This is a genomic window from Amycolatopsis sp. NPDC051061, assembly GCF_040682935.1.
In the GTDB taxonomy this organism is placed as follows: Bacteria; Actinomycetota; Actinomycetes; order Mycobacteriales; family Pseudonocardiaceae; genus Amycolatopsis.
The window spans coordinates 48,488-61,102 of record NZ_JBFBBZ010000038.1; the positions used below are offsets into that span (position 1 = coordinate 48,488).

General features: G+C 71.9%; 8 protein-coding genes. 5 read left to right on the forward strand and 3 right to left on the reverse strand.

Translation table 11 applies throughout. The features are described 5' to 3' along the window. Nucleotides 1-2: 2 nt before the first annotated feature. The 3 genes from AB0N03_RS38010 to AB0N03_RS38020 are packed head-to-tail and all read left to right on the forward strand — an operon-like array spanning nt 3 to nt 8,685. A complete protein-coding gene (locus AB0N03_RS38010; RefSeq protein ID WP_364382593.1) occupies nt 3-3,338 on the forward strand; it encodes a glycosylhydrolase-like jelly roll fold domain-containing protein in 3,336 nt (1,111 codons plus the stop codon). Next, nucleotides 3,335-6,247 carry a glycosyl hydrolase gene (locus tag AB0N03_RS38015; RefSeq protein WP_364382596.1) on the forward strand — a complete coding sequence of 971 codons (2,913 nt, stop codon included), beginning with the start codon at nt 3,335-3,337 and terminating at the stop codon, nt 6,245-6,247. The genes AB0N03_RS38010 and AB0N03_RS38015 overlap by 4 nt, the downstream gene beginning before the upstream one ends. Continuing rightward, nucleotides 6,244-8,685 carry a beta-L-arabinofuranosidase domain-containing protein gene (locus AB0N03_RS38020; protein ID WP_364382599.1) on the forward strand — a complete coding sequence of 814 codons (2,442 nt, stop codon included), beginning with the start codon at nt 6,244-6,246 and terminating at the stop codon, nt 8,683-8,685. Before AB0N03_RS38015 ends, AB0N03_RS38020 begins: the two co-directional genes overlap by 4 nt. A gap of 33 nt (nt 8,686-8,718) precedes the next feature. Here AB0N03_RS38020 and AB0N03_RS38025 read toward each other — a convergent pair whose 3' ends face one another. The 3 genes from AB0N03_RS38025 to AB0N03_RS38035 form a co-directional block, all read right to left on the reverse strand. Continuing rightward, a complete protein-coding gene (locus AB0N03_RS38025) occupies nt 8,719-9,843 on the reverse strand; it encodes a hypothetical protein (RefSeq protein ID WP_364382602.1) in 1,125 nt (374 codons plus the stop codon). After that, nucleotides 9,836-10,255 carry a hypothetical protein gene (locus AB0N03_RS38030; RefSeq protein ID WP_364382605.1) on the reverse strand — a complete coding sequence of 140 codons (420 nt, stop codon included), beginning with the start codon at nt 10,253-10,255 and terminating at the stop codon, nt 9,836-9,838. The genes AB0N03_RS38025 and AB0N03_RS38030 overlap by 8 nt, the downstream gene beginning before the upstream one ends. Before the next feature lie 139 nt (nt 10,256-10,394). Continuing rightward, on the reverse strand, nt 10,395-11,126 hold the full coding sequence (locus tag AB0N03_RS38035; protein ID WP_364382608.1) for an NmrA family transcriptional regulator: 732 nt from the start codon (nt 11,124-11,126) through the stop codon (nt 10,395-10,397). A gap of 150 nt (nt 11,127-11,276) precedes the next feature. Here AB0N03_RS38035 and AB0N03_RS38040 point away from each other — a divergent pair, with 150 nt between their 5' ends. Both AB0N03_RS38040 and AB0N03_RS38045 read left to right on the forward strand, forming a co-directional pair. Further along, nucleotides 11,277-11,678, forward strand: a complete 402-nt coding sequence (locus tag AB0N03_RS38040; RefSeq protein WP_364382611.1) for a cupin domain-containing protein — start codon at nt 11,277-11,279, stop codon at nt 11,676-11,678. 14 nt (nt 11,679-11,692) lie between these two features. After that, on the forward strand, nt 11,693-12,544 hold the full coding sequence (locus AB0N03_RS38045) for an NAD(P)-dependent oxidoreductase (RefSeq protein WP_364382614.1): 852 nt from the start codon (nt 11,693-11,695) through the stop codon (nt 12,542-12,544). Nucleotides 12,545-12,615 lie beyond the last annotated feature (71 nt).

The following is a 12,615-nucleotide window of genomic DNA, read 5'->3' on the forward strand; positions in this document are numbered from 1 at the left end:
CCATGCGCAGGACACTGACGTCCGTGGTGCTCGCGGCGGCCATGGCGGTCGCCGCGGCCACTCCGGCCACCGCCGGGCACGACCGCGGCCCGGCCGAGACGACCACCCTGGCCCACTTCGACCCGGCCGCCTTCGCGAACCCGCCGAAGGACAGCAGCCCGGCGATCTACTGGTACTGGAACAACACCATCACCAGCGCGATCACCGATCAGCAGATGGCCGAGATGCGTGCCAAGGGCGTGTCCGAGGCGGTGATCTTCCCGCTCGGCGGCGACTCGATGAAGCCGGTCTTCCTCTCCGAAGACTGGTTCACGCTCGTCGGGCACGTGCTGCGCGAGGCGCAGCGCACCGGCATGAAGATGTGGCTGTTCAACGACAACAACTTCCCGAGCGGCCGCGGCGCGAACTACGTCGTCAACGGCGGCACGCTCGGCAACCGCACCATTGCTGCGCGCCCGGACCTGCGGCTGAAGGGCCTGCTGCGCTCGACCCGGATCGTCGACGGGCCGTCGACGCTGCCGCTGGCCGAGACGTCGGGGCTCAGCGTGGACACCGGCAAGCTGGTCGTCGACCCGGCCACGAAACCGGGCGCCGCACCGCTCACGCCCGGCACCGGCTGGACCGACTACACCGTGAGCGGCAAGGTCACGCTGAACACCGGCGGCGTCCAGCTGGCGGTGCGCTCGGACGGCACCCACGGCTACCTCGTGGACGTGGACCCGAAGGGCGCGGCCAGCGTGTACAAAGTGGACGGGGCGAACCGGACCCGGCTGAGCACCGGCGTCACCACCCCGGGTTTCACACCGACCCACGTGCAGACGGTGAGCGTCACGGTCTCCGGGAACACGATCACCCCGAAGATCAACAACACCGTGCAGCCCGCCGCCACCGACGCGAGCTACCCGACCGGCGCGGCGGCGGTGTCGGCCGAGGGCACGCAGCGCTCGCTGTGGGACGACCTGACCGTCACGGCCCCGGACGGCACCAAGCTGTGGTCCTCGACCTTCGACAACGCCACCGCGCTCGCGGACTTCCCGCAGAACCGCGTGAACCTCGCCGGGGTCACGGCGGCGGCCGCGCGGCCGGTGGGCACGAACGCCGCCGTCGAGCTGAAGGGCACGACCTGGCAGGTTCCCGCGGGACGCTGGCAGGTCGACGTCTACTCGCAGGTCCTCCTGAAGGACGACTCCAGCGGCTACACGCGCGGCTACCTCGACCTCCTGGACCCGAACGCGACGGACGCCTTCCTGAGCATCGCGCCCGAGGAGTACGCGCGTCGCTTCCCGTGGGCGATGGGCACGGTCGTGCCCGGCTTCTGGGACGACGAACCGTTCCTCGCCTCCGCGCAGCCGCACCCGTTCAAGCGCCTGCCGTCCTCACCCGGGCTCGCCGACGCCGTCCGCGCGGCCGGCGGCACCCCCGGCGTCGCCTACACCGCGGCGGCGGACGGCCTCGACGCCGTCGCCGACCAGGCCGCCGGGACGTACTGGCGGGCCGTCGACAACCTGTTCTCCACCAGTTACTACAAGCGCGAAGCCGACTGGATGGCCCAGCACCACCTGAAGCTGATCTCCAACCCGCTGCTCGACGAGCAGAGCCCACAGTCGCGGATGAACTCCACCGGTGACCTGTCGAAGGACAACCAGTGGGCGCAGGTCCCGGGCAGTGACATGATCACGACCGACTACACCGCCGGCCGGCAAACCACGCTGGGGCGCAACGCTGCCTCGGCCGCGCACCAGAGCGGGGCGCCGCGGACGCTGATGGAGACGTTCGGCAACGCGGGCTGGCAGGTGGCGCCGGACTACCTGCACGCCACCGTCGGCGCGCTGGCCACCCGCGGTGTCAACCTCACGTTCCTGCACGCGATGTACACCGACGAGACGTCGGTGACGTTCGCGCCGCCGTTCGGGCCGCGCAGCACGTTCTGGGAGGACATGCCCGACATCGACGCGTGGATCGGCCGCGTGATGGAGCTGGGCCGGGGGGAGAACCTCGCGAAGACCGCGCTCGTGCAGCCGCAGCGGGCCGCCGAGCAGACCCGGGTGGCCGATGCGAGCCACCAGCTCGACAAGGACTTCTCCGACACGGCGTACGCACTGGAACGCGGCCAGGTCGACTTCGATCTGCTGAGCGACTCGTCACTGTCCGGTGACCCGGCCGCGCGCTTCCAGGCTCAGCCGCGAGGCGGGACCCTGCGGGTCGGCCAGGCGGACTACCAGCTCGCGGTGCTGCCGCGCACGCCGGTGCTCGACCTCGCGACCGCGCGCACCCTGACGAAGTTCGTGCAGAGCGGGGGACACCTCGTCGTGGTCGGTGCGCTGCCCACGCGGGAGGCGACCGGCCGGGACGCCGAGCTGGCCCGTGAGCTGCGAAACCTGTCCGGCGGCTCGACCTGGACCCGGCGCGGCGCCGGCGCGGTCGCCCTCGTCACCGACGTGAACGCGATCGCGGGCCTGGCGCAGAACGCCGGGTTCGGCGCGGCCCGGCTGCAGCCGGCGGCGGACGCCGTCCGGGTGCAGCGCACCGGCCGTGGCGCCGACACGGCCTTCCTGGTGAACAACGAAAGCGACGCGGTGGTCACCACCACCGTGACGGTCCCGGTCGACGGCACGCCCGAGATCTGGGACCCGCGCACCGGCACGGCGAAGGTCGCCACGGCGTACACGACCGGCCGGGCCACCACCGGCGTCCCGGTCACGCTCCAGCCGTACGAGACCCTCGGCGTGGTGTTCCGCAAGGGCGTCCACGACGCCGCGCACCTGATTGACGGCACCCTGCCCGCCACCGCGGTTTCCACCGCCGGGCGGGACCTCCAGGCGGCAGTCACCGCGACGGCCCCCGGCAGCTACGCGCTCACCGGGCAGGCGAACGGCCGCACCTACCGCGGCACCGTGCAGGTCACCGATCCGCTGGCGCCGATCGCGCTGAACGGGCCGTGGACCGTCCGGCTGGAGCAGGACGGCGCGGTCGCCACCGAACGCCCGCTCGGCTCCTGGACCACCTTCGCCCCGACGTTCTCCGGCAGCGCCGTCTACACGACGACGGTGACGCTGCGGGCTGAAGATCTGGCGAAGCGCAAGCTGGTGCTCGACCTCGGCGAGGTGCACGACCTCGCCACGGCGACGGTCAACGGCACCGAACTGCCCGCCGCGCTCTGGCATCCGTACACAGTGGACGCGACGAAGACGCTGCGTCCGGGCGTCAACACGATCAGCGTCCGCGTCACCAACACCCTGGCCAACTCGCGCAACAAGATCCTGCCGTCGGGCCTCGTCGGCCCGGTCGCGCTGCGCCCGCAGGCCGCCGTCACCGCCCGTTTGGAGGCCACCCGATGACCGTCAGCAGACGCACGGTGCTCACGATCGGCGCCGCGCTCGGCGTGGGCGCCACCCTCTCGTGGGCCCCGCCCGCCCTCGCCTCGGCCGGGAAGCCGTTCCTGAAGCAGTTCGCCGAGCCGGACGCGTCGACCGCCGCCAAGTTCCGCTGGTGGTGGCCGCACGGGCTCGTCGACCTCGCCGAGATCGCCCGCGAGGTCGACCAGATCGCCGACGCCGGCTTCGGCGGCGTCGAGATCCAGGACGTCCACCACAGCGTCCAGACCGTCATGGATCCCGAGCACTACGGCTGGGGGACACCGGCGTGGCTCGCTGCGGTCGAGACAGCGCTGCGCCGGGCGAAGGCCCGCGGCCTGACCGTCGACCTCGCGATGGGCCCGTGCTGGCCCACCGCGGTCCCGACCATCACGCCCGACGACGTCGCGGCGAGCAAGGAACTCGCGCACGGCGTCGTCACGGTCGACGGCAGCTACACCGGCCCGCCCCCGGCCGCGCTGGTGCCCGCCGAATCGACAGTGGGAAGTCAGGACCTGATCGCCGTTCAGGCCGCTTTGGTGGTCGGTTCACCCACCGCCGCCACGGTGACACTGGACCCGACGTCGGTGCGCACCGTGGACGTCCACAACGGACAGATCGACTGGACCGCGCCGGAAGGCACGTGGATGCTGTTCGCGTACTGGGCTCGCGGCTCGGCGCAGCAGCCGGAGGCGGGCCCGCACACGGCCCCGCTCGCCTACGTCGTCGACCATTTCAGTGCGGCCGGCACGAAAGTCGTGCTGGACGAGTGGAACTCGACGATCCTCACCCGTGCCATCCGAAGCCTGCTGAAGGACGTCGGCGGCGACCTGTTCGAAGATTCCCTGGAGATCGAGACCGACGCGACGATCTGGACGCCGGCGTTCCTCGCCGAATTCCGGAAGCGCGCCGGGTACGACCTGCGGCCGTACCTGCCGGTCGTCGTGCAGCGCAAGGGCAAGTACCTGTTCGCGTTCGACTCCGACACGGCGAACCACGTGCGTGACGACTACAACCAGGTGCTCTCGGACCTCTACCACGAGAACCACCTGATCCCGGTCCGGGACTTCGCGCACCGGCTCGGCATGACCCTGCGCGTGCAGCCGTACGGCCTGCAGACCGACGCCATCCGCAGTGCCGCGCTCCTGGACGTGCCGGAGAGCGAGTCGCTCGGCTTCAAGAACCTCGACGACTACCGCGTCCTCGCGTCCGGGCGCGACATGGGCGGGCGAAAGCTGCTGTCGTGCGAGTCGGCGGCCTACGCGAACGGCGCGTACAACACCACCTGGGACAAGGTGCTGCAGACCATGGGCAGCGTGTTCGCGGGCGGCGTCAACCAGGCCGTCCTGCACGGGTTCGCCTACGCCATGGCGCCGGGCGCGCAGTGGCCCGGCTTCGCGGCCTTCTCGCCCTACAACGGCAACGGCATCGGGTACGCCGAGGCGTGGGGCCCGCGCCAGCCGACGTGGGGGCACGTGCCCGACATCGCCGGCTGGTTCGCCCGCACCCAGCTCGTGCTGCGCACCGGAAAGCCCCAAGTCGACATCGCGTTCTTCCGGCAGAAGGGCTGGACGTCCACCGGCATCGGCGCGCCGTGGGCGACCAACGACGGCATCCCGGCCGGCTGGACCCACGGCTTCCTCAGCGAGGCCGTGCTGGAACTGCCCACCGCGGTCGTGCGGCACGGCCGGCTGGCCCCGGACGGGCCCGCGTACAAGGCGATGATCCTCGGCGGCGACCAGTTCCACGGCAGCGAGCACACGCTGTCCGCGCCGGCGGCGCAAAAGCTCCTGGACTTCGCGCGGGCGGGCCTGCCCACGATCATCATCGGCACCTGGACCGACGTCCACGCCGAAGGCATCGCCCAGCCGGGGGAGAACGACCGGCTCAAAGCGCTGGTCACGGCGTTGCTCGCGCAGCGCACCGTCCGCGTGGTCGCCGACGCCACCGGCATCCCGGCCGCGCTCGCCGAACTCGGCGTCACGCGCGATGTGGAGCACGCCCCGTCCACCGTGATGACGGTGCACCGCATCGACGGCGACACCGACTACTACTACATCTGCAACGCGCGGCACGCCGAGAACCGCAAGATCACCGCCGTCACCCAGGACGTCTGGCTCACCGCCCAGAGCCGGGACGCGCAGCCGTTCGTGCTCGATGCGTGGACCGGCGAGACCGAGCGACTGGGTGTGTTCTCGCGCGCCGGCACCAAGATCCGGGTCTCCGTGTCGCTGAACCCCGGTCAGCCGGTGATCGTCGCGCTCGGCCGCGGCGACCGTGGTCCGAGTGCGGTGTCCACGGACGCGCCCGAGGTGCGCTACCTCGACGGCAAGCTCGTGGTGCGGTCTTCGGCCGCGGGCACCTACTCGACGACGTTGTCGACCGGCCGGGTCGCGCGGACTTCGGTCACCGCCCCGCCCGCGCCGATCGCTCTGTCCACTTGGGACCTCGAAGTCGAGGACTGGCAGCCGGGCGCGACCCCGACGGCCACGCTCAAGCCGAAACGGCGGCTCTCGCTGACGGCGCTCGCGGCCTGGCCGTCGATCCCCGGACTCGAGGACGTCTCGGGTGTCGGCCGCTACCGGACCACCGTCGACCTCGGCCGGTGGGACCGCGGGCTCGGTGCCTACTTGGACCTCGGGGAGGTGTTCGACACCTACCGCGTCCGGATCAACGGCACCGCGCTGCCGCCGGCCGACGTGCTCGACACCGTCGTCGACGTCGGGCCCTGGCTGCGGTCCGGGCGCAACAGCATCGAGGTGGAAGTCGCCACCACGCTCAACAACCGGCTCCGGGTGAGCCGTCCGGAAGTGTTCGCGATCGCGGCACGGCAGGCGTACGGGCTGGTCGGGCCGGTGCGCCTGCTGCCCTACCGCCAGGAGGAGATCCGATGAAGGTCACCCGGCGCACCGCGATCAGCCTCGGTGCCGCACTCGGCCTGGCGGCGGTGATCCCTTGGGAGGCTTCGGCTTCTTCGGGGGCGTCGGTGCGGCCCGTCGCGCTCGGCGGCGTCCGGCTGCTGGAGAGCCGGTACCTGGCGAACATGCGCCGGACCGTGGCGTACCTGAAGTTCGTCGACCTCGACCGGCTGCTGCACACGTTCCGGCTGACCGTCGGCCTGCCGACGTCGGCCGAGCCGTGCGGCGGCTGGGAGGCACCGGACATCCAGCTGCGCGGGCACACCACCGGGCACCTGCTCTCCGGCCTGGCGCTCGCGGCGTCGAACACCGGGGACCCCGAGCTGGTCGCGAAGAGCACGCGGCTGGTCGCGGCCCTGGCCGAGTGCCAGGAGGCTTCGCCGGCCGCCGGGTTCACCGCGGGCTACCTGTCGGCGTTCCCGGAGTCGGACTTCGTCGACCTCGAAGCCGGGAAATCCGTGTGGGCGCCGTACTACACGATCCACAAGATCCTCGCCGGGCTCCTGGACCAGCACCGCCTCCTCGGGACCGCGGGCGCTCTCGACGTCGCCCGCGGCATCGCGCGCTGGATCGACGCGCGCACGGCACCGCTGTCCCACGACGCCATGCAGAAGGTCCTGCACACCGAGTTCGGCGGGATGAACGAGGCCCTGGCCAACCTGTACGCCATCACCCGGGACCCGCTGCACCTCACGCTGGCCCGCCGCTTCGACCACGACGAGATCTTCACCCCGCTGGCCGCGCGTCAGGACACCCTCGCCGGCCGGCACGCCAACACCGACATCGCGAAGATCGTCGGCGCGGCGGCGGAGTACGGCGTGACGGGCGAGCAGCGGTACCGCACGATCGCGACGTTCTTCTGGGACCAGGTCGTGCACCACCACAGCTACGTGATCGGCGGCAACGCCAACGCGGAGTTCTTCGGACCGCCCGATCAGGTCGTCAGCCAGCTCGGCGAGAACACCTGCGAGAACTGCAACAGCTACAACATGCTCAAGCTCGGCCGGCTGCTGTTCCTGCAGGACCCGAGCCGGACCGAATACCTCGACCACTACGAGTGGACGCTGCTCAACCAGCTGCTGGGCGAGCAGGACCCGGACTCGGCGCACGGGTTCGTCACCTACTACACCGGCCTGACGCCGGGCGCCCAGCGCCAGGGCAAGCAGGGCGTGACGTCCGATCCCGGCACGTACAGCAGCGATTACGGCAACTTCACCTGCGACCACGGCACCGGCCTGGAAACCCACGTCAAGTACGCGGAGAACATCTACTTCGCTTCGGGTGACACGCTGTCCGTCAACCTGTTCATTCCGTCCACAGTGGACTTCCTAGGCGCCCCGGTGCGGCTGGAGACCGAGTACCCGTACGATGAGACGGTCCGACTGCGCGTCGACGGCTCCGGCGAGTTCGCGCTGCGCGTCCGGATCCCGTCGTGGGTTTCCCATCCCCGCTTGACCGTCAACCGTGAGCCGGTGGCCGCGACCCCGGGACGGTTCGCCACGATCCGGCGGCGGTGGCGCAGGGGCGACGTCGTCGAGCTGCACCTGCCGATGACCGCGAAGTGGCTGCCCGCGCCGGACAACCCCGCGGTGTCGGCGCTGACGTACGGACCGTTGGTCCTCGCGGCCCGGCACGGCTCCTCGGTACCGCCGGTCATCCCGGCCGTGGACCCGCGCACGCTGCGGCGCGAGCCCGGGCGGGCGGAGTTCAGCGTCCGGGCGGGCTCGGAACGGCTGCGGCTGAGCCCGTTCCTGGACGTGCACCACGAGCACTACAGCGTCTACCTCGCTTCGCCGCCGGACCGGCCGGCACCGAAGACCGTGGCGGTGTACCCGCTCGGCGGGAACCTGGCGGAGTCGACGCACCACTGGCCGTCCGCGGTGCTGGCCGGCGGCGCGGTGGCGGGGGAGCGGGGCATCGAGCTGGACGGCCTCGGCGGGCACGTGCGGCTGGCCCCCGGGTTGCCGGCGAACCTGACCGAGCTGACGGTGTCGATGTGGGTCCGGCCGGACACGATCGTCAACTCGGCGCGGGTGTTCGACCTCGGGTTCAACGCGCAGTCGTACCTGTTCCTGACGCCACGCACGGGTCTCGGCGTGGCCCGCTGCGCGATGAAGCTGGGCGGCATGGAGGCGGAGGACTTCGTGGACGCGGCGGTCGCGCTCCCGGCGGGGGTGTGGACGCACGTCGCGGTGACGGCGGGCGCCGGGCTGCGGCTGTACTTCGGCGGCGAGCTGACCGGGGTGAACCCGGCGCCGCTGATGAGCCCGCTCCTGCTGGGCGCCACCCAGCTGAACTACCTGGGACGGTCGCAGAACCCGAAGCACCCGTACCTGAAGGGCGCGGTCGCGGACTTCCGCCTGTACGGCCGGGCGCTGGGGGAGGCGGAGGTACGGGCGCTGGCGGGCTCCTAGTGTCGCGCGTGGCAAGTAACCTCGGACGCGACGCTAGACGGTCGCGGTCTTCTGCCCCGAACTGCCGATGACGTCGAAGTCGCGTGCCTTGCCCGTCGTGTTGAGGTGCGCGATGTCGGCCTGCTCGAAGTCGACGTCCAGCACCGGCGAGTCCTTCTCGAGGTCGCGCCGGTGCTCGCTGGGGATGCCCCAGTCGTAGCGCTTCTGGATTTCGACGTGGTAGTCGACCTGGTCGCCGTGCTTCTCGCCGACCAGCCGGTACTGGAAGTGGTTGAACGAGTAGTACCAGTCCTGGCCGCCCTTGCCGTCGCGGGCGAGGTCCGGCGCGGTCGTCGTCCACCCGGTGGTGAACGGACCGTCCGGGCCCTTCCCGGCGTCGGCGACGGACTTGTCGACCTGCTCCTGGAACGACGGCAGGTCGTCGAGCATGTCCTGCACCGGCGCCTCGACGGTCTTGCCGTCGCCGTCGAGGTAGTGCTGCAGCAGCCAGGCCGCGTGGTCGTTGCCCTGCTTCACCAGTCCCAGCAGGACGACGTTGTGCAGCTGGTTCCACACCCGGCGGTCGTGCTCGGTGGGCGGGAGGACGCCGTAGCGGCGGTCTTCGGTCTCGAAGTTGTCCTGCGTGCCGAAGACGACTTTGAGGTTGCGGGCGAGTTCTTCGTCGATTTCCGTGGCCTGCTTGAGATGCGCCTGGATCTGCTTCTCCAGGCCGCCCGCGAGGTCGGCCTGCTCGCCGAGCGCGTCGAAGTATCCCGGCGACACGCCCGGCGTGTCGTCCCAGGTGACCTTGCCGGCGGCGGTGACGGTCATGCCCTGTTCGTGCGCCTGCCGCTGCAGGTCGAGCACGGCGCGCTGGTGGCCTTCGAGGCCTTTGAGACCCGCGGTGCCCTCGCTGCCGTCGGCTTCGACGTCGATGTACTTGCGCAGTGCTTTCACTTCGGCGTCGACGGCGTCGAAGTCCCAGCGGATGCGGGCGCAGTACTTCGTCGCGGCTTCGCCGCCCTTGCCGGCCCACTCGCCGTCTTCCAGCGGTGTCACGACGGCGGATTCGTAGGCGTCGCGGATCCGGTGGAGCTTCTGGTGGACCAGCGCCCAGTGCTCGGCGAACGTCTCCAGCCCGGCGACGTCGAGTTCGCTGAGCTGCCGGAAGTCAACCACGGAGCCGCTCCCCGCCCGCCGAGTCGGTCTTCGTGTACGCGTCGGCGCTCAGCCGGAAGTTCTCCGCGCCTTCGGCGAGGCGGCGGTGCAGGAGGTCGTTGAGCCCGTCCCAGCGGGACTGCAGGTCGTCGATGCTGCCGACGAAGTCCCAGCCCGGCGCGGCGCGTCCCAGCGGACCGAAGGTGTCGTCGGCCGCGCCGCGCAAGGCGTCCACGGCGACGGCGGTCTCGTCGCAGGCGTCCGCACGCTGCCGCAGCCAGGACGGCGTCACGCCGATGTCCGGCCCCCAGGGCGCCACCCGCTTCGGCGGCGGCCCGGGGGAGGGCGACGGAGTGGGCCCGGGTTCGGGCTTCGCGTCGTCGTCGCCCGGGGACGGCGGTGGCGGGGTCACGCCGGGGGTCGGTTCGGACACCACTCGCCACTCTGCTGCCACCACGGGACTCCCTCCACGACGATCTTCCGCCGGCTACGACGTGGCCGGCGGTGGTCCTGTTCCCGGGAAACCGCCCACCGCCCGACGTTTCGGCGGCAGCCGAAACCAAGTGGCCGGGCTATCGCCTTACCTGGCGGAGGTACTCGGCAAACGTGCGCGTGCCCTCGACGTGGCCGGCCGGGGGCAGCAGACCGCCTTCCGCCATCGCCTTGCCGACCGCGCCGGGCAGGCGGACCGGGACGACGATCCTGCGTTCCCCGCGGGCCTGCACCAGCTGCCGCGCCATGTCCACCATCCGCAGCCGCTCGGGTCCGGCCAGCGGCGGCAGGTAGCCGGCCGGGGCCTGCCCGACGCGAGCCACCAGGGCGCGGGCCACGTCGATCGCGGCGACCGGCTGGGACAGCTGGCGCGGCACCGGCACGAACGGCCCGCGCGCGCCGTCGATCAGCGGCTCGGGGAACTCCTGGAACTGCGTGGCCCGCAGGATCGTCCACGGCGCCGGTCCTTCCCGGACCACCCGCTCCTGCTCGCGCTTGCCGAGGTAGTACCCGAGACCGATGTCGTCGATCCCGACGATCGACAGCGTGATGACGTGCCGGACGTCGGCGCCGGCCAGGTGGCGTGCCACCCGGCCGAAGAAGTCGATCGCCCGCTTCTTCCGGAGGGTGACTACGTTGGACACGTCGACGATCTCCGCGCACCCGGTCAGCGCCGGGGCCAGCCCTTCGCCCGTGGTGAGGTCGACCCCGCGCGATCGCGCGAGGACGACGGGTTCGTGCCCGGTTCCGGCCAGCTCCCGGACCACCAGCCTGCCGATCATGCCGGTCCCGCCGGCGACGGCCACTCGCATCGTTGTCCCCTTCCCGTGTTGACGTCCCCCACCGGACGACGTGGCCTCGCGGGACGTGACAGGGTGCGGCGCTCGTCACCGGAAGCGGTCCACCGCACCCGGTCGCAAGTGGACCATTCGCCCGCGGCGCGTTCTGCCTAGCGTGGAACCATGACCCACGCACAGCCGAGGACGAACTCCGTCCTCACCACGCTCGCCTCGCAGACTCCGTCCATTCCGGACGGTGCGCACGTCATGACGGCCACGGTGGAACTGCCGCCCGGCGACCCGGGCACCCCGCCGCACCGGCACTCCGGGCCCGTGTTCGGGTACGTGCTCGAAGGCGAAATGATCTTCGAGCTCGAAGGCGAACCCGAACGGGTGATCAAGGCCGGGGAAGCGTTCTGGGAGCCCGGCGGAGACGTGATCCACTACCAGGCGGCCAACAACCTGGCCGGCGCGTGGACGCGGTTCGTCGTGGTGATGCTCTGCGCGCCGGGACAGGAGATGCTGACCTTCGTCGGCGCGGACGAGCTGGCGGCGCGCGCCGGCCGCCGCGCGCCGCGGGACTGAACGGGAGAACGACCATGCGGATCTTCCTCGCCGGCGCGTCCGGCGCCGTCGGCCGCCGGGTGGTGCCCGCGCTGACCGGCCAGGGCCACTCGGTGGTCGGCTTGACCCGGAACCGGTCGTCGGCCGGCCGGATCGAGGCTTCCGGCGCGACGGCGGTGCTGGGTGACGTGTACGACGCGGCCGCGCTCGCTCACGCCGTGGCGGCCGCGCGGCCGGACGTGGTCCTGCACCAGCTCACCGACCTCGGCGCGGGCGACCGGGCGGCCAACGCGAAGGTCCGGGTGGTGGGGACGCGCAACCTGGTCGACGCGGCGAAGGCGGCGGGGGTGCGCCGGATCGTCGCGCAGAGCATCTCGTGGGCCTACGAGCCGGGCACCGGGCCGGCCACCGAGGACACGCCCCTGGACCACCACGGCGCGCCCGACCGGCTCGCGACGGTCGCCGGCATCGAGTCGCTCGAGTCGGCCGTCGCGGAGTTGCCCGAGTGGGTCGTGCTGCGCTACGGCACGTTGTACGGCCCCGGAACGTGGTACGAACCCGGCGCGCTGATGGCGGACCTGGCCCGGGCGGGCACCCTGCCGGCGAACGCGGACATCTCGAGCTTCGTGCACGTCGACGACGCGGCCTCGGCCGCGCTCGCGGCACTGGACTGGCCGCGAGGAGCGGTCAACATCTGCGACGACGAGCCCGCGGCGGGCCACCAGTGGGTCCCGGTGTTCTGCGCGGCGGTCGGCGCGCCGGAACCGGCCCGGGTCGGCACCGAGCGCACGGGCTGGGCCCGCGGAGCGGACAACACGGTGGCGCGCAAGGAGCTGGGCTGGGTGCCGAGCCGCTTGTCGTGGCGGGAGGGCTTCGCGGGGTTGTGACGGTCGGCCCCGCGGTCGGCCCTGTGGCGGGGACAAGGCCCAGTGCGCACAGCGCCCGTGCGCTGCGTTCC

What these genes read in the sequence shown, in the direction of transcription:
- AB0N03_RS38035 (WP_364382608.1), bottom strand. Translation starts at nt 11,126, where the DNA reads ATGCGAGTGGCCGTCGCCGGCGGGACCGGCATGATCGGCAGGCTGGTG.
- AB0N03_RS38020 (WP_364382599.1), top strand. Translation starts at nt 6,244, where the DNA reads ATGAAGGTCACCCGGCGCACCGCGATCAGCCTCGGTGCCGCACTCGGC.
- AB0N03_RS38010 (WP_364382593.1), top strand. Translation starts at nt 3, where the DNA reads ATGCGCAGGACACTGACGTCCGTGGTGCTCGCGGCGGCCATGGCGGTC.
- AB0N03_RS38040 (WP_364382611.1), top strand. Translation starts at nt 11,277, where the DNA reads ATGACCCACGCACAGCCGAGGACGAACTCCGTCCTCACCACGCTCGCC.
- AB0N03_RS38045 (WP_364382614.1), top strand. Translation starts at nt 11,693, where the DNA reads ATGCGGATCTTCCTCGCCGGCGCGTCCGGCGCCGTCGGCCGCCGGGTG.
- AB0N03_RS38015 (WP_364382596.1), top strand. Translation starts at nt 3,335, where the DNA reads ATGACCGTCAGCAGACGCACGGTGCTCACGATCGGCGCCGCGCTCGGC.